This window comes from Arthrobacter sp. efr-133-TYG-104, assembly GCF_030208915.1.
In the GTDB taxonomy this organism is placed as follows: domain Bacteria; phylum Actinomycetota; class Actinomycetes; order Actinomycetales; family Micrococcaceae; genus Arthrobacter.
Genome location: NZ_JARVTA010000016.1, coordinates 43,321 through 66,577, shown reverse-complemented (window position 1 = coordinate 66,577; position 23,257 = coordinate 43,321). Strand labels below are relative to the sequence as shown.

26 protein-coding genes and 1 tRNA gene are annotated in these 23,257 nt (G+C 62.3%); 9 read left to right on the top strand and 18 right to left on the bottom strand.

Features of this window, described 5'->3' with window-relative positions:
• The first annotated feature begins 9 nt into the window (after positions 1-9).
• On the top strand, positions 10-480 hold the full coding sequence (locus QRN04_RS12500; protein WP_284976445.1) for an aminoacyl-tRNA deacylase: 471 nt from the start codon (positions 10-12) through the stop codon (positions 478-480).
• Between the two features lie 117 nt (positions 481-597).
• On the opposite strand, the gene rplL is transcribed toward QRN04_RS12500, so the two are convergent.
• From rplL to QRN04_RS12455, 9 genes are all read right to left on the bottom strand, one after another.
• The gene (gene rplL / locus QRN04_RS12495) at positions 598-972 is read right to left on the bottom strand and encodes a 50S ribosomal protein L7/L12 (protein ID WP_284976359.1); all 375 of its coding nucleotides are present in this window, start codon (positions 970-972) and stop codon (positions 598-600) included.
• Between the two features lie 74 nt (positions 973-1,046).
• A complete protein-coding gene (gene rplJ / locus QRN04_RS12490; protein WP_284976358.1) occupies positions 1,047-1,649 on the bottom strand; it encodes a 50S ribosomal protein L10 in 603 nt (200 codons plus the stop codon).
• A 299-nt stretch (positions 1,650-1,948) separates the two neighbouring features.
• Positions 1,949-3,118 (bottom strand): GNAT family N-acetyltransferase, encoded by a 1,170-nt coding sequence (locus QRN04_RS12485; RefSeq protein WP_284976357.1) that lies wholly within the window; start codon positions 3,116-3,118, stop codon positions 1,949-1,951.
• Positions 3,097-4,206 carry a GNAT family N-acetyltransferase gene (locus tag QRN04_RS12480; protein WP_284976356.1) on the bottom strand — a complete coding sequence of 370 codons (1,110 nt, stop codon included), beginning with the start codon at positions 4,204-4,206 and terminating at the stop codon, positions 3,097-3,099. Before QRN04_RS12480 ends, QRN04_RS12485 begins: the two co-directional genes overlap by 22 nt.
• Before the next feature lie 106 nt (positions 4,207-4,312).
• Positions 4,313-5,020: a 50S ribosomal protein L1 gene (rplA, locus tag QRN04_RS12475; protein ID WP_284976355.1), complete on the bottom strand. Its 708-nt coding sequence runs from the start codon at positions 5,018-5,020 to the stop codon at positions 4,313-4,315.
• A 148-nt stretch (positions 5,021-5,168) separates the two neighbouring features.
• Positions 5,169-5,600 carry a 50S ribosomal protein L11 gene (rplK, locus tag QRN04_RS12470; RefSeq protein WP_011775609.1) on the bottom strand — a complete coding sequence of 144 codons (432 nt, stop codon included), beginning with the start codon at positions 5,598-5,600 and terminating at the stop codon, positions 5,169-5,171.
• A 129-nt stretch (positions 5,601-5,729) separates the two neighbouring features.
• The gene (gene nusG, locus QRN04_RS12465) at positions 5,730-6,599 is read right to left on the bottom strand and encodes a transcription termination/antitermination protein NusG (protein ID WP_284976354.1); all 870 of its coding nucleotides are present in this window, start codon (positions 6,597-6,599) and stop codon (positions 5,730-5,732) included.
• A 111-nt stretch (positions 6,600-6,710) separates the two neighbouring features.
• The gene (secE, locus tag QRN04_RS12460; RefSeq protein ID WP_284976353.1) at positions 6,711-6,992 is read right to left on the bottom strand and encodes a preprotein translocase subunit SecE; all 282 of its coding nucleotides are present in this window, start codon (positions 6,990-6,992) and stop codon (positions 6,711-6,713) included.
• An 80-nt stretch (positions 6,993-7,072) separates the two neighbouring features.
• Positions 7,073-7,145: transfer RNA gene (locus tag QRN04_RS12455), tRNA-Trp, on the bottom strand.
• Between the two features lie 255 nt (positions 7,146-7,400).
• On the opposite strand from QRN04_RS12455, the gene QRN04_RS12450 reads away from it, so the two are divergent.
• Positions 7,401-8,630, top strand: coding sequence for a pyridoxal phosphate-dependent aminotransferase (locus tag QRN04_RS12450; protein ID WP_284976352.1), 1,230 nt, complete (start codon positions 7,401-7,403; stop codon positions 8,628-8,630).
• 110 nt (positions 8,631-8,740) lie between these two features.
• Here QRN04_RS12450 and QRN04_RS12445 read toward each other — a convergent pair whose 3' ends face one another.
• Together QRN04_RS12445 and QRN04_RS12440 are read right to left on the bottom strand one after the other, a co-directional pair.
• Entirely contained in the window at positions 8,741-9,415 is a 675-nt protein-coding gene (locus QRN04_RS12445) for a LuxR C-terminal-related transcriptional regulator (protein ID WP_284976351.1), read from the bottom strand.
• Positions 9,399-10,814, bottom strand: coding sequence for an ATP-binding protein (locus QRN04_RS12440; RefSeq protein ID WP_284976350.1), 1,416 nt, complete (start codon positions 10,812-10,814; stop codon positions 9,399-9,401). The genes QRN04_RS12445 and QRN04_RS12440 overlap by 17 nt, the downstream gene beginning before the upstream one ends.
• A 125-nt stretch (positions 10,815-10,939) precedes the next feature.
• Between QRN04_RS12440 and QRN04_RS12435 the strand changes: the two genes are divergently transcribed.
• The 5 genes from QRN04_RS12435 to QRN04_RS12415 all read left to right on the top strand — a co-directional run bounded on the left by QRN04_RS12435 (position 10,940) and on the right by QRN04_RS12415 (position 14,878).
• On the top strand, positions 10,940-12,289 hold the full coding sequence (locus QRN04_RS12435; RefSeq protein ID WP_284976349.1) for a PspC domain-containing protein: 1,350 nt from the start codon (positions 10,940-10,942) through the stop codon (positions 12,287-12,289).
• 1 nt (position 12,290) lies between these two features.
• A complete protein-coding gene (locus QRN04_RS12430) occupies positions 12,291-12,554 on the top strand; it encodes a hypothetical protein (RefSeq protein ID WP_284976348.1) in 264 nt (87 codons plus the stop codon).
• 31 nt (positions 12,555-12,585) lie between these two features.
• Positions 12,586-12,834, top strand: a complete 249-nt coding sequence (locus QRN04_RS12425; RefSeq protein WP_284976347.1) for a PspC domain-containing protein — start codon at positions 12,586-12,588, stop codon at positions 12,832-12,834.
• 228 nt (positions 12,835-13,062) lie between these two features.
• A complete protein-coding gene (locus QRN04_RS12420; RefSeq protein ID WP_284976346.1) occupies positions 13,063-14,088 on the top strand; it encodes a 6-phosphofructokinase in 1,026 nt (341 codons plus the stop codon).
• Between the two features lie 49 nt (positions 14,089-14,137).
• Positions 14,138-14,878, top strand: coding sequence for a GNAT family N-acetyltransferase (locus QRN04_RS12415; RefSeq protein WP_284976345.1), 741 nt, complete (start codon positions 14,138-14,140; stop codon positions 14,876-14,878).
• A 33-nt stretch (positions 14,879-14,911) separates the two neighbouring features.
• Here QRN04_RS12415 and QRN04_RS12410 read toward each other — a convergent pair whose 3' ends face one another.
• From QRN04_RS12410 to QRN04_RS12380, 7 genes are all read right to left on the bottom strand, one after another.
• Positions 14,912-16,450: a DHA2 family efflux MFS transporter permease subunit gene (locus QRN04_RS12410; RefSeq protein ID WP_284976344.1), complete on the bottom strand. Its 1,539-nt coding sequence runs from the start codon at positions 16,448-16,450 to the stop codon at positions 14,912-14,914.
• On the bottom strand, positions 16,434-17,063 hold the full coding sequence (locus QRN04_RS12405) for a PadR family transcriptional regulator (protein WP_284976343.1): 630 nt from the start codon (positions 17,061-17,063) through the stop codon (positions 16,434-16,436). The genes QRN04_RS12410 and QRN04_RS12405 overlap by 17 nt, the downstream gene beginning before the upstream one ends.
• Positions 17,064-17,204: 141 nt before the next feature.
• Positions 17,205-17,618 carry an ankyrin repeat domain-containing protein gene (locus tag QRN04_RS12400; RefSeq protein WP_284976342.1) on the bottom strand — a complete coding sequence of 138 codons (414 nt, stop codon included), beginning with the start codon at positions 17,616-17,618 and terminating at the stop codon, positions 17,205-17,207.
• The gene (gene ygfZ, locus QRN04_RS12395) at positions 17,615-18,700 is read right to left on the bottom strand and encodes a CAF17-like 4Fe-4S cluster assembly/insertion protein YgfZ (RefSeq protein ID WP_284976341.1); all 1,086 of its coding nucleotides are present in this window, start codon (positions 18,698-18,700) and stop codon (positions 17,615-17,617) included. Before ygfZ ends, QRN04_RS12400 begins: the two co-directional genes overlap by 4 nt.
• Before the next feature lie 39 nt (positions 18,701-18,739).
• Positions 18,740-19,462 (bottom strand): flavodoxin family protein, encoded by a 723-nt coding sequence (locus tag QRN04_RS12390; RefSeq protein WP_284976340.1) that lies wholly within the window; start codon positions 19,460-19,462, stop codon positions 18,740-18,742.
• 62 nt (positions 19,463-19,524) lie between these two features.
• Positions 19,525-20,124 (bottom strand): nitrobindin family protein, encoded by a 600-nt coding sequence (locus QRN04_RS12385; RefSeq protein ID WP_284976339.1) that lies wholly within the window; start codon positions 20,122-20,124, stop codon positions 19,525-19,527.
• Between the two features lie 166 nt (positions 20,125-20,290).
• Positions 20,291-21,025 (bottom strand): permease, encoded by a 735-nt coding sequence (locus tag QRN04_RS12380; RefSeq protein ID WP_284976338.1) that lies wholly within the window; start codon positions 21,023-21,025, stop codon positions 20,291-20,293.
• A gap of 263 nt (positions 21,026-21,288) precedes the next feature.
• On the opposite strand from QRN04_RS12380, the gene QRN04_RS12375 reads away from it, so the two are divergent.
• Positions 21,289-21,987, top strand: coding sequence for a winged helix-turn-helix transcriptional regulator (locus tag QRN04_RS12375; RefSeq protein ID WP_159706924.1), 699 nt, complete (start codon positions 21,289-21,291; stop codon positions 21,985-21,987).
• Positions 21,988-22,243: 256 nt separating this feature from the next.
• On the top strand, positions 22,244-23,212 hold the full coding sequence (mshD, locus tag QRN04_RS12370; protein ID WP_284976337.1) for a mycothiol synthase: 969 nt from the start codon (positions 22,244-22,246) through the stop codon (positions 23,210-23,212).
• The last annotated feature ends 45 nt before the right edge of the window (positions 23,213-23,257 follow it).

Genomic DNA, 23,257 nt, shown 5'->3' with positions numbered 1-23,257 from the left:
GTGGAGGACATGAACGACGGCGGACAGAGGTTCCTCGCTGACGCCGCAGCGCGCGGGCTGGACGTCGACGTCGTCGAGCGTCCGGCCGCCAACAGCTTGGAAGAGGCGGCGGGCATCCTGGGCATCAGCCCGGGCGACATCGTGAAATCGTTGGTGGTCAAGCACCGCGACGGTAGCTTCCTGTTCGCCCTTATTCCAGGTGACCGGCAGATCTCGTGGCCAAAGTTGAGGGCCCTTGTGGGGGTCAACAAGCTCTCACTCCCCCATGCCGACGTCGCGTTGGCTGCCACGGGTTATGAACGCGGGACCATCACACCATTGGGAAGCACCACCCGGTGGCCTGTCTACGCGGATGCCACCATCACGGGGCGCCGGATATCCATGGGGGCAGGCGCCCACGGCCGTAGCGCCTTCGTGGACGCAGACGCGCTCACCTCAGCGCTTGGGGCGATCGTGGCGGACATCAGCGAACCCAACTAGGGGACAGATCATGGCCTAGTGACCACTCAGAACGGCCTGATCTGTCCCCTAGTTGGGTCGGGTTAACGCAGGAAGCCCCGCTCGGCGAACCGGGCGGGGCTTCCTGCGTAAGAGGTGTTACTTGAGGGTAACGGTGGCGCCAGCTTCTTCGAGCTGAGCCTTTGCCTTCTCTGCGGCTTCCTTGGTGGCGCCTTCGAGAACAGCCTTCGGTGCACTGTCAACCAGGTCCTTGGCTTCCTTGAGGCCGAGGGAGGTGATAGCGCGAACTTCCTTGATCACTGCGATCTTCTTTTCGCCAGCAGCTTCGAGAATGACGTCGAAGTCGGTCTTCTCTTCAACAGCTTCAGCAGCACCGGCAGCGGGGCCAGCAACTGCAACAGCAGCAGCGGTAACTTCGAAGGTCTCTTCGAAGAGCTTGACGAACTCGGAGAGCTCGATGATGGTCAGTTCCTTGAAAGCTTCAATGAGCTCTTCGTTGCTGAGCTTCGCCATGGTGGCGTCCTTCCATTAGTTGGTGCAGATCCGGCTAAGCCAGTCCATGCGCCAGAGTTTGATTGGGAGAGAACTTAGTTCTCTTCGGGTGCAGCTTCAGCGGCTTCGGCCGGAGCCGCAACCTCTTCAGCAGCGGGCTCTTCAGCAGCCTCGGCGGCCGGAGCTTCTTCAGCGGCAGCCGCAGGTGCGCCGCCCTCTTCTTCAAGCTTGAGGCGCAGGGCGTCGATGATGCGTGCGGCAGCGGATGCGGGAGCCTTGAGGACACCGGCAACACGTGCAAGCTGCAGCTCGCGGGACTCAAGGGCTGCCAGCGCGGCAACACCTTCTGCGTCCAGTGCCTTGCCCTCGAAGTAACCGGTCTTGATAACCAGCTGCTTGTTGGCCTTGGCAAAGTCCGTCAGGCTCTTGGCAGCAGCAACAGCGTCACCCTTGATGAAGGCGATTGCAGTGGGGCCGGAAAGCTGCTCGTTGAATGCTTCAACTCCAGCTTCCTTGGCTGCAATGGCGCTCAGGGTGTTCTTGACGACCGAGAACTTGGTGTCCTGGCCGAGCGCAACACGCAGTTCCTTGAGCTGTGCAACAGTGAGCCCGCGGTATTCGGTCAGGACAGCCGCGTTCGATTCCTGGAAATCGGTGGTGATCTCTGCAACTGCGGAGACCTTGCTAGGCGTTGTCATAACCCTCCTTCCGGGGATAAAAGCCGGTCTTCCGGGTCCCCGCTCACGAGAGCAAAAACTAAAAACGCCCCGCGCAGATGCACGGGGCTTGGCTCAACACGCTCAGTGCGTGGAGACTCGCTTCGTTCACCTGCGCCGGCCGCCCTATGTTCAGGGTCCTTCGTCAAGGAATTCACTTGGATCTCAGGGGCGTGGCTGCAGAGTTGAGCTGTGCTCGAAAGAGTGGATTCCCATCAACCGACGGTCTTTGGTACTTCAAGGCTACGGGAGACTGTCCGGCAAACCAAATCGGCCCGGCACTACTCCGATGAGGACACCCTTGGTCCTCGGGCCGGGAACTCCTTTTGCCACAGGCCGGTGACACCCGCCGTCGTGAATCCCAACTGCTTGTTCACCGTCAGGAGGTACCGGTTTTCGGGGGCGTTCCACGTGTAAATGACGCGAGCGTCCGGGAACTGCTCCGTAAGCCGTTCCATGTTGGATACCTTGATCAGCAATCCGAGCTTATTACCCCGGTGTTCTTGCAGGACCAGGGTATCGTCCTGGAAGACAACGTCCTGGCGGTGCGCCAGCACGCTGATGGTGGTCAGCCCCACGATGCGCTCGGTGGCGAGATGCTCGACGGCGGTGACCACCGTGCGCCTGCCCTGCGCCAACGCGGCGTCTTCGGTTTCACGCAGCACTGCTGCGTCAAAGACCATGCCGGTTGCCAGCGCGGCTGCAGGCTCGTCCGCCCCGCCGTCATGGACTACCTCCCCGGCAGCGTTCTCCAGCACGGCTACCGCTTCAAGCCATTTCTCAGGGCACCGGTCCGTCCAGTGGTGGAGGGCGTAGCGGCCCGAGTTGGCTTCTTCCGCTTCCCGCTGAAGATCAGCCGCCAGCTTGGAATCAAGGGGCAGCGCGCAGGAACTGAACTGTTCGATGTGTTGCAAGGTGTAGCCAGCACTCGTGGCGAAGTCCGCTTCCCTGCTGCTGACCGGAATGAATCCGGCACCACTCCCGGGTATCAGCTGGTCCTCGGGCACCTCAGTCAGCGAGGTTGCCGGGTGGTTCGTGTCCACCAGGATCATGGTCCTGCCCTCGGCCAGCGCCAGTTCCTCCGCTGCTTCCAGGAGCTGACGCCCCACTCCGCGCCCTTGGGCCTCAGGGAGGATGTCCAAGGTGAACTCGGCAAGGTCCTGGTTGTCCGCCAAGGGAAAAGCGATGTCCACCGTGCCCACAATGACGCCGCCGATTTTCGCTACCAGGATCAGTTGCCGCTCGTACGGATCGGAAAATTCGAGCAGCTTTTCAAGTGGTGTGTAAGCGAGGTCATCGCTTCCCCACGTCTGCATTCGGACCCGACGCCCCACTTCCACCGCATCCAGGAAATCAACGGCGTCGGGGCTGTCGAGGTTATCCGGGACCCACAATTGCTCGATATGAACGGTCGGCGCGTCGTTTACAGTCATCCCAGCCGTTTCTGCCATGCGCCTTCAAACCCGGAAGGCTTGAATCCAAGGGCGATATTTATGGCCAGCATATGCTGGTTTTCGGTGGCGTTCCATGTCAAGACGGCTGTGGCGTGCGGCCACCGCTCTGTGGCCTGGCGAAGATTTGCGACCTTGACGACCATGCCCAGCCTGTGTCCGCGGTGTTCCGGAGCCACCAATGTGTCCTCTTGATAGAGCATGGCGGGTGTCTGGTCACGATGAGTCATGGCCGTGTACGCCGCCAACTCCCCAGTGGCATCATGCCGGGCAACGGCCACCACGGACCGGAGCCCGCTGGCGTCCCACGTTGCTTCCTCCTGCCGGACGCGGGCGGCATTCCATTGCTCGCCCTCCCAGCCCATGCCGGCGATAGGCACCTCCGTGCTCATGAGGCTCTTAAGTCGAGCGAACGCACCTATCAGCGCATCAGGGCACGCGTCATGCCACGTCACGGTGCTGTAACCCGATGCGTGCCGCAGCGCGTCCCCCTCGACGTCCAGGCGGCGCTCGGCCGGGATGGGGAGGGAAAGGACGCTGCTGGTCTCCACTTGCTCCAAGGAATAACCGTGGTGGAGGGCGAAACACGTGGCTGCCCAAGACCGGGGGACGCCGCCAGAGCCGGATTTCGCCGCCAAAATATCGGAGCCCGCCTCCACCGCCGCGATCGGCCCTCCGAAATACGCATCAAAGGAAACCCGGGTCCGGTCGTAAGCCGCCTGCTCCAGCACACCGAGGATCAACGAGCCTAAGCCGCGCCGCCGATAACCTGGCCGGATGAGGACGTCCACACCCGCCGTCGTCGTATTCTCCGAGATCGGGAGCGTCAGCGTGCCGGCTCCCACGGGGACACCGCCGATGTGTGCCAGGTATACGTGCCGCTCCTCATAATCGTTGCCCTGCCAAAACAGGACGGCTTCGGCCCACGTGGGGCAGCGGTCCAGGTTTCCCCAGAGTTCCATCTCGTGGGACACCGTCAACTCGTGGAACGCGTGGAAGTCGGACGCTCCGGGCGCCGCGGGACTATGCGGCACCGGGATCCGCTGCACGGATACGCCGCCATTGACAGAAGAGTTCGACGTCGACACGCACCACAGCCTACGGCGGTGCGTCCGCTGGGGACAGCGACGGCAAGAAAAAGGACCGCCCGGCTATGCCGGACGGTCCTTTTATCAGAGCCAGCGCTCCCGATGCTTACGCCTCGACGAGAACCTTGGTGACGTTCGGGTCAACGGTGATGCCCGGGCCGAACGTGGTGGCAACGGTGGCCTTCTGGATGTAGCGGCCCTTGGAAGCGGACGGCTTCAAACGAAGCACCTCTTCCAGTGCAGCCGCGTAGTTCTCGGCCAACTTGTTGGCGTCGAAGGAAACCTTGCCGATGATGAAGTGCAGGTTCGAGTGCTTGTCGACGCGGAAGTCGATCTTGCCGCCCTTGATGTCGTTGACAGCTTTGGTGACATCCGGGGTAACCGTGCCGGTCTTCGGGTTCGGCATGAGGTTACGGGGGCCGAGGACCTTACCGAGGCGGCCAACCTTGCCCATGAGGTCCGGGGTTGCCACTGCGGCGTCGAAGTCGGTCCAGCCGCCGGCGATCTTTTCGATCAGGTCATCGGAACCAACGAAGTCGGCGCCGGCAGCGATTGCTGCTTCAGCCTTGTCGCCGGTTGCGAAAACGAGGACGCGGGCGGTCTTACCGGTGCCGTGCGGCAGGTTGACGGTGCCACGAACCATCTGGTCGGCCTTACGGGGGTCAACGCCCAAACGGAAAGCGACCTCAACGGTTGCGTCGAACTTGGAAGGGTTGGTTTCCTTCGCGAGGTTAATGGCCTCGACCGGGGCGTAGACCTTGTCTGCCTCGATCTTGGCTACGGCTGCCTCATATGCTTTGCTGCGCTTTGCCATGCTGCTGTTTCTCCTTGTGCAGTTGTGGTCTGCGGACCGCGCTGGGCCCTGCCACAGTCGTGGATCCGGCGTGGATCCTGACGACATTTCGATTTTTGGTGCCGGTTGCCCGGCGGGTTGAAAGCCATGGATGGCTTTCGAAGGCTGACTAGCCCTCTACGGTGATACCCATGGAGCGGGCGGTGCCGGCGATGATCAGGGCAGCGGCCTTGATGTCGTTGGCGTTGAGGTCTTCCATCTTGGTGGAAGCGATCTCTTCGACCTGGGCCTGGGTCAGCTTGGCAACCTTGACGGTGTGCGGGGTAGCTGAACCCTTGGCAACGCCTGCCGCCTTCTTGATGAGCTCTGCAGCCGGCGGGGTCTTGGTGATGAACGTGAAGGAACGGTCTTCGTAAACCGTGATTTCAACGGGGATAACGTTTCCGCGCTGGGATTCCGTTGCAGCGTTGTACGCCTTGCAGAATTCCATGATGTTGACACCGTGCTGGCCAAGTGCAGGACCGATTGGCGGAGCCGGGTTAGCGGCACCTGCCTGGATCTGCAGCTTGATGAGGCCGGTGACCTTCTTCTTGGGAGCCAATGTAGGGTCCTTCTCTCAATAGCTTCCTGGGGCACAGGAGCGCGTCCCAGGTTGGTGGCCGCCATGGCGAGGCAGCCGGCCGCTCCCGAACTGCTAAGCAGGCAGGACAGGAGCGAAATATGGAGTCAACTAGATCTTGGTGACCTGGTTGAATGCGAGCGTCACCGGTGTTTCGCGCTCGAAGATCGAGACCAGTACCACGAGGGTCTGGGATTCCGGCTTGATCTCGGAGATCGTTGCCGGCAGGGTCTCGAAGGGACCTTCCTTGACGATGACCGACTCGCCGACCTCGAAGTCGACGGCGACAGGAGCCTGGTTCTGCTTGTTGACCGGCTTGCCCTGCTCTGCCTGCTCTTCTTCGAAGACCGGGGCGAGCATGGAGAAGACCTCATCCAGACGCAGCGGAACGGGGTTGTGGGCGTTACCCACGAAGCCGGTGACACCGGGCGTGTGGCGCACCGCGCCCCAGGAAGCATCGGTCAGGTCCATGCGGACCAGGACGTAGCCGGGAATACGGACGCGATTGATGACCTTGCGCTGAGCGTTCTTGATCTCAACGACTTCTTCCATGGGGACCTGGATTTCGAAGATGTAATCTTCCATGTCCAAGGTCTGGATGCGGGTCTCGAGGTTGGCCTTTACGCGGTTTTCGTAACCTGCGTAGGAGTGGATGACGTACCAGTCACCCTCCTGGCGGCGCAGCTTGGCTTTGAATTCATCGGCCGGGTCAGCCGGTGCGGCAGCAGCAGCGGCTTCCAGCGAACTGTCAGCAGCGTTCTCGTCACCATCGTCACCGACGGTGCCCTCGTCATCTGACTCGTTATCCGATTCGCCGTCTACGTCCGCCTTGAAGTCCTCTTCGGACGCGTCGACGTCGGCAGATTCGGGCGCAGCGGAATCAACCTCGGACTCTCCCGCGGCGTTAGCCGTGGCGTCGGCTGTGTCCTCAGTGGACGCACCCAGCTCAGTCTCAGTTACCTCGAGCTCCTGCTCAGACACTTGGTCTCCTGCTTCCTCATTGCCTAACATGCCTATTTAAATGGCTCAATTCCGCAAACCCTGCCTCGCTCCGAACTGCGGAGATAAGACACAGTTTGCGGACACGTCCGCCTAGTGGTCCTTGATGCCGGAACCACCGAAGACCCAGTTGACTCCGGTACCGAAGGCCAGATCCAATATTGTGACGACAACCATCATGATGACGACGAACACCAGCACCACGAGCGTGTAGTTGATCAGTTCCTTGCGGGTGGGGGCAACGACCTTCTTCAGTTCGCCGATGACCTGGCGTACGAAAAGTGCAATTCGGGCGAAGAGGCCGCGATCGGCCTTCTTGGCGGGACGGCCCTTTGAGCTGCTGGCAGCTGTTTCGGTCACCTGGTCCTCACTCACCTTGCAAAGTCGTTGACCCGACTCTGATCAGAGCCATGGTTGCTGCGCGTGTCCCGGCGTTTCCGCCGGAACACCTTGCGCAGGGCAGACAGGACTCGAACCTGCAACCTGCGGTTTTGGAGACCGCTGCGCTACCAATTGCGCCACTACCCTATGGATCGAATCCATGTTTCAGGCCGCACTTCAGCCTGTGATGCTTTTCAACACCGGTGAATCAGTCTACGCAAGAAATTCGCGATAGTCGAACCGACGCACTTCAGAGTTCCCGCACGTCGCTGGGCAAGTGTGAGCACGGGAATTGGTCACATTGTCCGGCAGGCACGCGAGAGCGCCGCAGAACAGCATAAGGTAGTTTACGTCGAATCCCATCATCCAGCCCACGAGCTGCCTGCGAAGAACGGTACATAGATGTCTGCCGGAACAACTACCGCCCGCATTTCACAGCGAATTTCCGCCATTGCCGAGTCCGCCACCCTTGCCGTTGATGCCAAGGCCAAAGCACTCAAGGCCGCGGGACGTCCCGTGATCGGTTTCGGGGCCGGTGAACCCGACTTCCCCACCCCGGATTACATCGTGCAGGCTGCCATTGAAGCGGCGGGCCAGCCCAAGTACCACCGGTACTCCCCCGCCGCCGGTCTCCCGGAGCTGAAGAAGGCCATCGCTGAAAAGACCTTCCGGGACTCGGGCTACCAGGTTGACCCGTCTCAGGTCCTGGTGACCAATGGCGGCAAGCAGGCGGTATACAACACCTTCGCCACCCTGGTGGATCCGGGCGATGAAGTCATCATCCCGACGCCGTTCTGGACCACTTACCCTGAAGCCATCCGGTTGGCCGGCGGTGTACCTGTGGAGGTCTTCGCCGGCCCTGAGCAGGGATACCTGGTCACTGTTGAGCAGCTGGAGGCCGCAGTCACCGACAAGACCAAGATCCTGCTTTTCGTCTCGCCGTCAAACCCCACGGGCGCCGTCTACAGCCCGGAGCAGACGGCTGAGATCGGCAAGTGGGCAGCGTCCAAGGGCCTGTGGGTTGTCACTGACGAAATCTACGAGCACTTGACGTACGACGACGTTGAGTTCACCTCGATCGCGACAGCGGCGCCGGAACTCGGTGACAAGGTGGTCATCCTCAACGGTGTTGCCAAAACCTATGCCATGACCGGCTGGCGGGTGGGCTGGATGATCGGCCCGGCCGACGTCATCAAGGCCGCCACCAACCTGCAATCGCACGCCACCTCCAACGTCTCGAACATCATGCAAGTCGCTGCCGCCGCGGCCCTCACCGGCCCGTTGACCGCCGTCGACGAGATGAAGGTTGCCTTCGACCGGCGTCGAAAAGCAATCGTTGCCGGACTTAACGAGATCGACGGTGTTGAATGCCCGACGCCGACAGGCGCCTTTTACGTCTACGCGGACGTTCGCGGCCTGCTGGGCAAGGAATTCGAGACCTCCAATGGCCCTGTCCGGCCGGCGACGTCGGCGGAACTTGCCGCGCTCATCCTCGATGAGGTCGAAGTTGCCGTGGTTCCGGGCGAAGCATTTGGTCCGTCCGGGTATGTACGGCTCTCCTACGCTTTGGGCGACGACGACCTCGCCGAAGGTGTCCGCCGTATCCAGGAATTCTTGGGCAAGGCGAAATAGGCTTCTGACCCTCCCCGGGCCGGGATCAGCCCCTGGGCAACCTCTTGCGGTTGCCCAGGGGCTGATTTATTGCCACAAGGGGTCAGGAGGCCGCGTCGGGGAAACCAAACTCAGAGCAGGCGTCGCTCCGCTGCCCACTTTGTGAGCTCATGCCGGTTCGATAGCTGGAGTTTCCTGAGAACCGCCGACACATGGGTCTCCACGGTCTTGATGGAGATGAAGAGTTCCTTCGCGACTTCCTTATAGCTGTATCCACGGGCAATCAGGCGCATGACTTCCAGTTCCCGGGCTGACAACTTATCCAGTTCGTCGTCGGCGATGTCTGCCGGCGCGGTCCCGAACGCATCCAGGACGAAGCCCGCAAGGCGGGGCGAGAACACGGCGTCCCCGTCCGCAACGCGGATCACGGCGTCGGAAATTTCGGGCCCGGATATGGTCTTGGTGACATAGCCACGGGCGCCGGCCCGAATCGCGGACACCACGTCCTCGGCGGCATCGGAGACGCTCAGCGCGAGGAAGCTGGTGCTGCCCAGAAGCGCGGCCGAGCCGGCAATGACCTCCCGCCCTCCGCCACCCAGGCCACCGGGAAGGTGGACGTCAAGAAGGACCACCTCCGGACGTGCTTCGGCGATCACAGCGAGGGCCTGTTCCACCGTCCCTGCCTCGCCCACGACGTCCATGCGCGCATCCAAGTCGGCCTTCAGTCCGGATCGGAAGATCGCATGGTCATCCACGATCACCACGCGGACGCGCCGGTCCGCGCCACTATCAGGGTTGTGCGTCATTGCGTTTCTCCATTCCGCCCTCGTCATTGCGCATTTCGCCGGGACCGGTGCCCAGCGGAGGCAGGGAGAGCCTGACTTCCGTGCCCTCGGAGCTACTGTTGATGACCGCAGAGCCGCCATGGCGTTTCATGCGGCCGATGATCGATTCCTTGATGCCAAGCCGATCATCAGGCACCGTGGCAAGGTCAAAGCCGGGGCCCCTGTCCTTGATGAATACCTCAGTGTTTCCCGCTGCACTTTCCACGTACACCGACACCGTGCCACCGCCGTGCCGGGCAGCGTTGAGCATGGCTTCCCGGGCTGCTTGGACCAAGGCCTCATGCCTTTCCGTCATTCCGGTATCGCCTACAGTGACGACGTCGACCGCTTGGCCGTGGGAGTCCTCCACCTCCGCTGCGACCGCCTTGAGCCGATCTGCCAAGAGGCCGGATTCCCTGGCCGCATCGCTGAAGAGCCACGCCCGCAGTTCGCGTTCCTGCGCCCTTGCCAGCCGCACGACGTCCTGCTCGGAACCGGCGCGGCGTTGGATCAGGGCCAAGGTCTGCAGAACGGAATCATGCAGGTGCGCAGCGATCTCGGCACGCTCGGTCTCGCGAACACGGCCGGCGCGCTCGGTTTCCAAGTCCCGCCAAAACTTCAGTGCCCACGGCAGTAAAACCAAGGCGACGCCGCCAAGCACGGCAACCGAGGCGAGCAGTGCGAGCCAGGTCTGCTCCCATGATCCGGACCCGGACACCATCACCAGGACGCCGGCCACCACCAAGGCCAGGCCTGCCGCGAGGCGAACCCAGCCGCCGGCCTGATCCGCCTTGGTTTTGTCCACCAGGCCCGCCCTGCGGGTTTCATCCAACTGCATCCAGGCGATGGCGGCGCCGCAAAGGATGGCCGCCACCGGGATGAACGTTCCCAGGGGGACGTCCACTCCGAACTGGCGTGCCATCAAGATGGCGGCAACCATCAGCAGCGCGAAACCCAGTAGGATCTCCTTGCCGTACTGGATCCGGCGCAACGTGAACCACGACGCACGGCTGCTGCCACCCGTGGTGGGACCGGCGTCGGACCATGCATGAAAGTCGGACCCTGCAAGAAAGGTGCGTGGCCCGCCTGGCTGGATACCGTTCCCGGGGTTTGCCAGGTTCGGTGCCTGGCTGACTGCCGGGGCAATGGGCGACGCCGGCCGGCGGGCGCTGCGTGTCGCGTTTTCATCCGCTGTGGGAACCACAGCCCACAACCAGGCGTAAAAGACGATGCCGGCGCCGCCGGCGAACACCGCCAAGACCATCCCGAGGCGAACGTATTTGAGGGGCCAGCCCAAATGGTCGGCGAGACCGCCGCACACGCCAGCGATGATCCGGTCACTGCTGCGGACCATCGGTGGGCGTTGGACAACGGTTCTCATGAACCAATCCAAGCACGGATCAGGGTGCACCGGTTGGCCGTTCGGGGTTGACCGGGGGCCTTTCAGGGATCGTTCAGGGTATCCCCTCATAGAGGCGCGCGGGTGCCGGACGGCAGGATGGAGATATGAACGCGAACAGTACAGATCCAGAGGGCGCAGGGACGCCTGGAAGCACGGAAGTACCCGGGAACGGGGCGCCCACGGATGCACCCGGAACTGCCCCACAGCAGAACTTCTTCGACTGGATTCGCGGTCAAGGGATCCAACGCGGACCGGATCGCTGGGTGGGCGGCGTCTCGAGTGGAATTGCACATCGACTCGGCATCGATCCCATGATCGTGCGGGGCATCTTCATTGTTCTGGCGCTCTTCGCCGGTATCGGGGTTCTGCTCTATGGCTTGGCGTGGGCGCTCCTGCCCGAGCCCGATGGCCGAATCCACGTCCAGGAAGCCGGGAACGGGCACTGGACAACAGGTATGACAGGAGCCCTGGTCACATCGATCATTGGTTTGCCCAGCCTGGGTCGCGGCTTTTGGGGATGGGGCGGGAACGGCCTGGCCGGCCTGTTCTGGACGCTTCTGTGGATGGGCGCGATCGCATACTTGATCTACTTCCTTGTCCAGCGCAACAGGTCTGTTCAGCGCAACAGGTTCGTTCAAGGCAACAGGTTCCGGGGTCAACGCAATGCAGCCCAGCAGGGCAACGCTTGGAGCGCTGCTGCGCCGATGGCCGGGACGGGTTACGGTCAGCCCACGGCCCCGGACGGCGCAGCGGCCTACGGTCCCGTTCCGCCAGTGGGTGTTCCCCCAGTGGGTACTCCGCAAACGCCCGGACGCGGGAAGCGAAGGGGCCCGGGTTCGGGCATAGTCGCCATAACGGCAGGCGCCGCCCTTGTGGTCGGCGGTACTTTGAAGGCGCTCGACGCCGGACACCTCCTGCAACTGGGCACCTCGGTCAATGCTGTGGCCTGGGCTGCAGGGGCGGCGGTGTTGGGACTGGGCATCGTCGCGGCGGGGCTTCGCGGACGGAGCTCCGGTTTGTTGGGCCTACTTGCTGTGGTGGCCTTGGTTGCGGGCAGCGCATTTACCATGGCACCGCGCGGAGTGGACCGGTTCACCTTCCATGATGTCCATTGGACGCCGTCGAGCGTGGACGAGGCCCGCCAAGGAGTCGATATCACCGGAGCCAAGGGTGTGGTGGACCTGAGCGGGCTGGTTCCGGGCTCACAATTACCCTCCGAAGTAGCCGTGCCTGTGAACGCCACCGCAAGCGACGTCACCGTGATCATTCCCGCCAATGTTCCGGTTCAGGTCACAGCGGACATGACGTTCGGCAACCTCAGCGAAAACGGCGGTGATCGTGGCGGCCAGCTCCACAACGACCGGACCGCGTACAACACCGACAAGTCAGGCCCCGCACTCGTTGTGGCGGTGGACGGCACGTTCAGCAACGTGACCATCAAGGAAGGCAAATGAAATGAGCACCAACAACCCCGAGTTCACCCCTCCAGAACATCCCGAGGACGGCGACGAGGCCCGCGAACCGCGGATCGGCACCGTTGTCTGGGGCTTGATCGTGGTGGTTCTCGCCGCCCTGATCTTCCTGACAGCACTTGGCTGGGTGGTCCTGAACGGAACGTACGTCCTGATCGGCCTGATGATCGGCGCAGGCATCGCATTGGTGCTCGGAGGGCTCCTTTCGGCACGGAGAAGCTCGCGCAAAGCCACCAACAACAGGTGACAAAGCAACCACAACAGGGAAGGCTGTAACTATGGACAAGTTCTTCAGCATCGTCAGGGGCTTCGGCCTGAAACGTGGACCCAAGCGCTGGCTGGCCGGTGTCTGCGGAGGAGTCGCCGCCAAGCTCAACGTGGACGTCGCTTACGTGAGGGTTGCTTTCCTGCTCTTCTGCCTGCTGCCAGGGCCGGCGATCGCGGTCTACGTCCTGGGCTGGCTCATTCTGCCGGACCAGCGAAACAAAATCGTCCTCGAATCGTTCGTCAGCCAGCGCTTGCGCTAACTGCTGCCGGCCAACCACTGGGCCAACCATTGCCGGCCAAACGCGGGCTGGAAAGGGAGGTGCTCCAGCTGCAGGTGGAGCACCTCCCGCGTTTCATGAAAGTTTCAGTGACAGCACAGCAGTGTTAACAAGTCATCATTTGTGTCGCACCCCACATGCCCGTCTACAATCATGGGGAGCTCAGCGTGGCGCTCTGCACGTATTCCTCCAAGCCATGAGTGAGCAAACATGAAAATTGGCATTCTGACCAGCGGCGGCGACTGCCCCGGCCTCAACGCAGTCATCCGCGGAGCAGTCCTCAAAGGCATCGCCATTCACGGACAGGAATTCGTCGGTTTCCGTGACGGCTGGCGCGGCGTGGTCGAAGGCGACATCATCGACATCCCCCGCACCATGGTCCGCGGAATCGCCAAACAAGGCGGCACCATCCTGGGCACCTCACGCACCAACCCCTTCGAAAACGGCGGCGGACCAGAAACCATCAAAGCCCACATGGACCGCCTCGGCATCGACGCGATCATCGCCATCGGCGGCGAAGGCACCCTCGCCGCCGCCAAACGACTCACCGACGCCGGCCTCAAAATCGTCGGCGTCCCCAAAACCGTAGACAACGACCTCGACGCCACTGACTACACCTTCGGCTTCGACACCGCCGTCCAAATCGCCACCGAAGCCATCGACCGGCTCCGCACCACCGGCGAATCACACCACCGCTGCATGATCGCCGAAGTCATGGGCCGACATGTCGGCTGGATCGCCCTCCACTCAGGCATGGCCTCCGGCGCCCACGCCATCCTGATCCCCGAACAAAAAGTCAGCATCGACCAAATCACCGAATGGGTCCAAGAAGCCCACGACCGCGGCCGCGCACCCCTGATCGTCGTCGCCGAAGGCTTCGTCCCGGACCACATGGAATCCCCCCACTCCGAACGCGGCCTGGACACCTTCGGCCGCCCACGCCTCGGCGGCATCGCCGACCAACTAGCCCCCGAAATCGAAGCCCGCACCGGCATCGAAACCCGCGCCACCATCCTCGGCCACATCCAACGCGGCGGCGTCCCCACCGCCTTCGACCGCGTCCTCGCCACCCGACTCGGCATGGCCGCCACCGACTCCGTCGTCGACGGCCGCTGGGGAACCATGGTCGCCCTCAAAGGCACCGACATCTCCCACGTCGGCTTCGAAGAAGCCCTCGGCAAACTCAAAACAGTCCCCCAACACCGCTACGACGAAGCAGCCGTCCTGTTCGGATAGTCGGGATGCAGGTCGGATAGGCTGAATTTATGTCCGATAGGCTGAATTCATGACCCTGGAGTCCACGTCCGCTGCCATTATCCAGTTGGCGTGGGCTCGCCATTTAGGGCTCGACGACGACGCTTTCGCCGGCGGACTCACGGGACGGAACTCCGACCCGAGCGATCCTTCAGGGCGCATCACGCGGATAGACGACTCGGCACGCGCCCTGGTCTTTCTGCGATTGTTCGGTGCTTCGGCACTGGTAGGGCCGCAATGGGCACTGGATGCCGCGGCCGACGTGCCCGATACCGAACTTGCCCAGCATGTGACGCTCTTGACCTTGACCCGGTCACATGGTGGGCACGGGCTGGGGTCCTCAGCCTTGTTCTTCGCAGACGACCTGCCACTCCGGCAACCGGCCGCGGAACTCACTGTCTCCCGGGGAAATCCCGAGGCGACCGGGTTGGAGGGCCTTTGCCCTCCGGATGATGTCAACGAAGTAGGCCTCCAAGGACTCGAACACCGCTTCACCATCATGCACCCGGATGAAGAGCAGGCTACTCCGGTGGCTTGCGGGGCGTACTCGGAATGGGAAGGCATCCTGGGGAATATGGGGGTCTTGGTGGCACCTCCGTGGCGCCGCCGCGGCCTCGGTACCCTCGCGGCGTCGATCGCTGCGCATGAAGCACTAGCCGCAGGGCTGACGCTCCAGTGGAAGGCTGATGTCAGCAACACAGGAGCGCTCGCGATGGCCCGTAGCCTTGGCTTTGCCACGGGCGGGCTTCACGCGAGCGTCCTGCTTGGCTGATCAGTCAACAGCCAGTCCCGGCTATGGGCATGCCTACTTGCGGGCGGCATCCTGGGAGGAGGCTTCCTGAACTGCCGGAGTTCCGGCAGCGGCTGGCTTGTTGCCCCAGCCGCTGACCGACTTGGGTTTGCCGTAGAACGCGGCAACAACCGCACCCAGCAGAATCGCACAGGCCGGCAGCACGATCGACTGGCTCATCGCCGTCGAGAATCCCGCGTGAAGTGCCTGCGGCAAGGTTCCGGACATGGAAGCTTCTCCCACCGGCGCTCCGGCGGGGGCTGCAGGCAACTCCGCAGCCAAGCGGGCTTGGATCAGTGCGGCGATAGCCGCTGAGCCCAGGACGGCGCCGATCTGCCGCGTGGTGTTGAAGACACCGGAACCGGCGCCCGCCTGCCGCGGCTCCAGGTTACGGGTAGTTGCATTCGAAACGGGGCCCCAGATGCAAGCGTTGGCTACGCCCTGCACAGCGCTCGGCAGGAGGAACATCCAGATGGGCGTGTCCGGACCCAGCAGGTTTGCCGTCCAGAACAGTGCACCAGCGAGGCAAACGAGTCCGAAGGTTGCAAACCAGCGCGGGTTGGTTTTGTCGATCAATCTGCCCACCACCGGGGCGAGGGCACCGGATATGACGGCCATGGGGATCATCAGCAGTGCGGACTGTGTTGGTGTGAGGCTCCGAACCACTTGGTAGTAGAAGATGGTGGGTAGCGGGAATGCCGTTACCGAAAAGCCCACCGCCATGATGGTGGCGTTGCCCAACGAGAAATTGCGTTCTTTGAACAGGCCCAGCGGCAACAACGGTTCACCGCCGCGGCGTTCGAGCATCCACTGCCAGGCGACAAAGAGGACCAGAACCACCAGCCCGCTGATAATCAGGCCCCAGACCGAGATCACGCCGGTAACGGTTCCCCACTTATATGTCTGGCCCTCTTGGATGCCGAACACCAGGAGGAACATGCCGACGGCGGACAACACCACACCGAGGATGTCGAAGCTGTGGCTGTGGGTGGTCAGCTTCGGCACAAACCGGGTGACCAGGACGAACGCTACGATCCCGATAGGAACGTTAACGAAGAAGATCCATTCCCATCCCAAGCTGTCCACCAGGACGCCGCCGAGGATCGGGCCAACCAAGACGGCCATGCCGGCGGTTGCGCCCCAGAGTCCCATGGCTGCGCCACGGCGATCCGGTGGGAAGATACGCGTTATGACGGCCATCGTTTGAGGGGTCATCATGGCAGCACCCAGGCCTTGCACGGCACGGGCTGCGATCAGCATGGTGATGTCGCCGGAGAGGCCGCACCATAGGGACGCCAAGGTGAAGACCACCAGACCGATGAGGTACAGGTTCTTGGGGCCGAACCTGTCACCGAGCCGGCCGGTGATGAGCAGTGGAACTGCATAGGACAGAAGGTAGGCGCTGGTCACCCAGATGACGGCATTGATGTCCGTGTTGAGGCCCGCCATGATCCGGGGGTTGGCGACCGACACAATAGTGGTGTCGATCAGGATCATGAAGAAGCCAACGACGAGTGACCACAGTGCGGGCCACGGTTTAGCTACGTTTTCCAAGGGATTCCTTTGGGTGGTGTGAGAGTGCTGGCGGAGCGGTTTGGGGTTCATCCCAGGGCAGTTGCCGGGTCCCCAGCTCCTGAAGGAAATCGCGGATCCACGCAATTTCGGTTCGGCGCATGGCCTGTTGGTAGGTGATATCGATCCAATACTTGCGGTCGACGCCCTTGGCGGTCACGGTGGCTTCGGCATTGACCAGGAAGTCCAAGTCCGCGGCGAGCGCCACGAGGCGTTGTTCCATCAGGTCAACGACCACTTCCGAGGGAAGGTGGTGCGCTTCGGCGATGGCGTGCGGAAAGACAGGATATTCATTGAGCGGCGTGGACAGCATTACTTGGAGCCGGGCATCGAGGGCACGGTGTCCATCGTCCGTGATCCGGTACGTTGTGCGCTCGGGGCGGTTGCCCTCCCGCTCTGTACCCGTGGCTTCAACGAGTCCATGCTCCTCGAGCCGACCAACTGCGTGGTACAGCGTCCCGGGCCGGACCTTGACGAGCCGGTCCTCGTGCCGCGCCATGAGGACTTGGTACATCTCATAGGGGTGCATGGGTTCTTCCGCCAGGAGCGCCAATGATGCAACTCCCAGAGGAGTCAGTTCAGCGGCTTTGGGCATAACCCCTCCCCGTCGTGCGTATATTCCACTACAACTATTCCACGTGGAATAAGTGAGCGCAAGGCGACGCTTCGGCGGTCCCTGTTTCCTCAGCGGGGAGTTACCTCAGCGGGGTCCCGGGTCCCGCACCCGGGAGTTGCCTCAGCCCAGGAGCGCGACTATGTCCGAGCGTGCAAACATCGCCGCGGCCTCCCGCGCGGTGGGGGTGCCGGCGTCGGGGTCGGCTCCGGCATCCAGCAGTATGCGGGCGACGCCGGTGTAGCCCTTGAAGACCGCGCCCGCCAGCGGTGTCTGGCCACGGTCGTTGGCAGCGTTGGCATCGGCGCCGTGGTGAAGAATCAGCTGAACGGCTTCTTCGTGTCCGTGATAGGCCGCGAGCATCAACAGTGAATCGCCGGAGGCGTTGGTCAGGTTGGCGGGAGCACCCGCACCCAGGTAACCGCGCAGCAACTCAGTGTTGCCTTCGCGGGCGGCGTCGAACAACGCGTGTGCGAGGGCCAGCGTTTCATCGTCCGCGCTAGTTTCATCGCCGGAGGGGTTCGTTGCCTGGCTCATCGGTGGGGTCCCTTCAAGAATCCGGTCTGGCGCCCGACCACTTGGCCGGCATCGGGGGCGACGATCACTTCCTGGGCTGCGACGTAGGGCTCTTCGCCGTCCATCACCGTGAGGTTTTCCTCAGCCGAAACTGATCGCTTTATCACTGCCAAAGCCACCGGTCCCATCTCGAAATGTTGCGCCACCGATGTCAGGGTACCCACCTTGCGATCTCCGGCAAAGACAACGCTGCCCACGGCAGGCAGGGTGTGCTGCGAACCATCCAGTTGCAGGAACACCAGCCTGCGCGGAGGGTGTCCGAGGTTGTGGACGCGCGCGATGGTCTCCTGGCCTTTGTAGCATCCCTTGTTCAGGTGCACGGAGGTCCTGAGGAGGTCCAATTCGTGGGGAATTGTTTTCTCGTCCGTCTCCGCACCGAGGCGAGGACGCCATGCGGCAACACGCAATGCATCTGCAGCCATGGCGCCGGCCAACGGCAAGCCGTCCACCGCGTCTTCAAGCTCGGCCATCGGAACCAAGTACTCGAACCACGGCCGGTCGAGGCCGGGATGGGAATCCTCGGGCACGATGCTGTACGCGTACCCGCCCGGTCCGACGTGCGGCCACGGGTCTTCCCACACGAGGCGGGTGGACAACTGCTCCACGGGTTTGGTGGCACCCACCACTGCCCACAGCTCGGTAGCGTCCTCGATCTCCACCCGGAGCATGAACTTCATCTTGTTGAGCCACTCGGCCAAGGGAGCAGCTTCTGCCGCCTCGACGATCAGCCAGGTGGTGCCGCCGTCGTCGATAACGCGGGCATCAAAGTCGATCCGGCCCTGGACGCTCAGCAGCAGCAGCTCACTGGAGACGCCGGGCGCGAGGTTAGTGAGCTGTTGCGAGGAAAGAGTATTGAGCCAGCTGAGCCGATCCGGCCCGGCTACCGTGACTACTCCCCTATGGGAGAGATCGACGACGGCGGCACCAGCGGCCAGGGCGCGTTGCTCGCGAAGGGGTTCGCCGTAATGGGCTGCGACGCCGGCGTCCAGGCCGGTGTCCTCAACGGCGCCGGGGCGCGACAACAGAGGGCTCTTGTAAGTCATATGTAGTAGAAGAACTTCCAGCTCGGTGGTATTCCGGGATCAGCGATATTCCGGGTTTTCGAAATCAAATCGGGTGCCCGTTTTCCATTCTTCGGGCAAATTGCCGTAGGCCGGAATACCTCCGGCATCACGGAGTAGCTTGGCCATGTGCAGCAGGTTCCACGTCATAAACGTGGTGTTTCTGTTGGTGAAGTCGCTTTCGGGGCCACCGCTTCCCTCGTCAAGGTAGCTGGGGCCCGGACCCACCGGACCGATCCAGCCGGCGTCGGCTTGGGGAGGGATGGTGAAGCCGATGTGCTGGAGGCTGTAGAGGACGTTCATGGAGCAGTGCTTGATGCCGTCCTCGTTGCCCGTGATCAGGCATCCTCCGACCTTGGGGTAGAACGCCCATTGGCCGTTTGCGGTCAGCTCCCCGGAATGGGCGTAGAGACGCTCGATCAGCTTCTTGGTCTGCGAAGAGTTATCCCCCAGCCAGATAGGGCCCGCGACGACGACGATATCGGCTTCCTGAACGGCTGGATAAAGCTCAGGCCACGCATCACTCCGCCATCCGTGCTCGCGCATATCGGGGTAGACACCGCTGGCAATATCGTGGTCAACCGTCCGGATGAGACGAGTGGAAACTCCTTGTTTCTCCATGATCCCACGGCTGATCTTGATCAAGCCATCGGTGTTGCTGACCTGGGGTGAGGGCTTAAGGGTGCCATTGAAAAAGACGGCCTTGAGGCCCTCATAGCCCCCCGGCTTGAGGTTGGTTGTCACTATCTGCTCCTTCTGCTGGTTGGCTGTGCGGAACGTACAGTGAGACCTCTCGTCAGGGAGACCTAGGGCACCCTGTGGAGGAAAGCCGAGGCATGTGCTTCCAGCGCTTTGCCACTGGCGGCAACATCCCACCGCCAGAGCAGGTTGCCATCCACCAAACCGAAAATGCGGGTAGCTGCTGTGTACTCCTTGGAGTGGCTTCCGCGCATCACCATGTCGGTGCTGAGCTGGATCTGCGGCCCCTTGATCTGACCGTAGTAGAGCTCAGTAATGCCTCCGGGATGGGCGATCGAGACGGAGATATCGAAGCCACCGTCGGCATTCCGGCGCTCTTCGACCTCATCGGCCGTCTTGAGCACAGGGACGATGTCGGCGGGAACAAGTCCGGGACCGCCGTCGCCCTCTTCGAGTTTCCGTTCCAAAGCCCAGAAGCCTGTTTCCACGGTCAACGGACGCAGCTTTGCGCCGGCGTCGTCACTCAGCCATGTCTCCGCCCGGTACTGCAAATACGGGAGGCCGTTATGGGTGAAAGAGACGTGCTGGACGAAATGCTCCGAGTCCTCGTCACCACTACCCAAACGGCCGCGGCCCTCCCACTCACCAATGAGCCAGGAAAGCGGGACAAGTTCAGGTGTTAGATCTGTTGGAATCTCTATAGGCATAAACAACTACCTCCCTTGACCTGAGGGACGGACTGCTTACTTCTGGCCCTGGAAAAGGCGGTAAACGACATAACCCGCGAACCAAGCCATGGACACACTGGCCAGGCCAAGGAGGACGAGGAAAAAGATTTCAAATGCGAGTACAGACATGATGCCATCCTAACCGTTAGTAGATGAGTAGTTTGTCAATGAAGTAAGCGATGGCGCCCACTGCCCACACAGGCGCGATTCCCATCCCCACTGCTGCCTGGATGTTGAGCCGTCCACGCCTGAGAGTGGTCATCCGCCGGAAGCACACCAGGACCGATGCCACCACCACGCCCACCAAGGCCGCCGGCAGCACCGCAATGTCCGAGAAAACCAAACCGGCCAAGGGAGCCATGAGTCCGGCCATCACCACGCCCAAGGGGGCGACGATGCGATCCGGCCAGCGGATGATGCCCACAAGGAGCGCGACGGCGGCGCTGAAGCCGGCCACCAGCGCCATCTCCCGCACCCCGTTGAAGCGTGCTCCGGCGATCCAGCCGGCGCCCAGGCAGTTCAACAGGACGCCTGCGCAGCAGCCAAGCGTCGATTCGAGCCGCTGGGCTTGGCCTGTGCCCCGGATCAATTGAATAGTGAAAACTGCCATGACACCCAAGGCAATGAAGGCCGGGGTGCCATCCAGGAATCCGGGCGCCGGCATATAAGCGGCGGCTACGGCGGACCCTGCACCGGCAAGGCCAATGACCGCTGCCAGCGTTTTCTTGGCCGGGACCCCCAGGAAATGGGGCCAGCCAATGCCAACCGCGGCAGAGGCCGCAACGCCGACGCCCACCATGGCTTCCCGGGAAACGAAGGTGCTGGCCACGATGGCTGCGAGCGCCACGAGCCCAAATACCCCGATGCTCCAAGACTTCACTGTGTGCCCGACCTCAATCCGATGCGCCTTACGACCTCTCGACAATCCTGCCTTAAGCCAGCCCAATATGTCGTAATTCCGGCATCAACCCGTCACGAATCCCTGTGACGCAGCACCCCTGCGGGTATACTCAGACTTCAACAGCGCACAGGCTTGGCCTTGGTTTCCGTTACAACGGGAAGAGGAAAACTGTGCACCGTGACAGGCCGGTGAGACTCCGGTTTCGACGCCCGATGATGCGCGTACCGCCCATTGGAGGAACTATGTCGCACATCCTGCTCCTGACGAACAGCACCGGCTCATCGGTGGACATCCTGCCTGCCTTGGAGCTCCTGAACCACCGCGTGCACATCCTCCCGGCAGAGCCGACAGCACTCCTTGAAACCGATCCCACGGACATTGTTTTTCTGGATGCCAGGAAAGACCTCGTGGGGGCACGCTCCCTCACGCAGCTCTTGAAGGCGACCGGCCTCAGCGCTCCCCTGATGCTGATACTTACCGAAGGCGGAATGGCGGCCGTGTCCTCAGCCTGGGCAGTCGATGACATCGTGCTGGACTCCGCGGGTCCGGCCGAGGTGGAAGCCAGGATCCGATTGGCCATGGCGCGCGCTGTACCGGGCGAAGAGGAAACGCAGACGGAGATCCGGGCCGCCGGCGTCGTTATTGATGAAGCGAGCTACACCGCACGCGTGAGCGGGCAACCCCTGAACCTGACCTTCAAGGAGTTCGAACTCCTGAAGTACCTGGCCCAGCATCCCGGCCGGGTATTCACACGCCAACAACTGCTCACCGAAGTGTGGGGCTACGACTACTACGGCGGTACCCGCACCGTGGATGTGCACATCCGTCGGCTCCGGGCAAAGCTGGGCGTGGACCACGAGAACCTCATCAGCACGGTCCGCAACGTCGGTTACCGGCTCACCCTCGTACGGCTTCCGGACGACCAACTCTCTGAGGCGTAGCGCGCCTGCGCCAGCACCTGAAACCGACGCCAGCACCTGAAAACGGGCAAATAAGACGAAGGGACCCGAATCTGAACTGGTCAGATTCGGGCCCCTCGCCTGCTTGTGGAGGACATACGGGTCGAACGTATCGAGGCCACCCCACTGGTGGATCCCCCCTGCATTCAGCCTCAGAGCCGAACGAGATTACGACACTATCGCGGTTTGACCGGGAGCTCCAAATCGCGTGCTTGCCCCGTGCGTATAGCCTTGCTTCATGAGTCAAGTGCACCCGGAAAACTGGCCCGTCCTGATAACCAACGGCGCTTTGGACCCTGAGCTCCTGGCGGACGTGCGGGCGCTGGCGGCCGCAGCCGAAGAAGACGACGGGAACCCGCCCTTTTCCGAGCAGACCATGGTGATGCTACGCGGCGTCGACGACGGCGACAGCACCGTCGCATCATTCGCCCTGTACGCCCCGGACGAAGATTCCGATCCGATGACCGGAGAAGACCTGGCTGGGATCGCCGTCGTGGTTCAAGCGGGAAGCAGCGGTGTGCTGGAACTGGCCGTCCACCCGAGCTACCGCAATCAGGGTGTGGCGGGCAGGCTGCTGTCCGCCCTACAGGACAATCGCGGCCTTGACGGGCTGAACGCCTGGTCCCATGGCAACCACGAAGCCGCCGCCGAACTTGCCGAACGCTTCGGGTATGCCCCGTTGCGCGAATTGTGGAAGATGCGGCTGATGTCCTCTGCCGCGGACCTGCCCGACGCCGGCCTTCCGGATGGGATCTCGCTGCGCGCCTTTGTGCCGGGCCGCGATGAGCAAGCCTGGCTGGCTGCCAACCGTGCGGCCTTTGCACGCCACCCTGAACAAGGATCGATGACCATGGCAGACCTGACGGCCCGCGAGGCCGAGAGCTGGTTCGATCCTGAAGGCTTCTTGTTGGCGGTAAATGCCGAGGATGAATTACTGGGATTCCACTGGACCAAAGTCCACGCCCAGCTTGGTCCGCACCCCGCCATGGGCGAGGTGTACGTAGTCGGCGTCACGCCCGATGCCCAAGGTTTGGGCTTAGGGAAAGCCCTGACTGTGGCAGGCATCAAGTACTTGCAAGCCCAAGGTCTTCACGCAGTGATGCTGTACGTCGATGCCGATAATCACGCCGCTGTGGCCCTCTACCAGAAACTTGGCTTTGTACGTTGGGACACCGACGTCATGTACGGACCCTTATCCCAAAGTTAGAGTGGGCTGACTGTTGGACTTTAAAGCAGCAGACGTCATGGATTC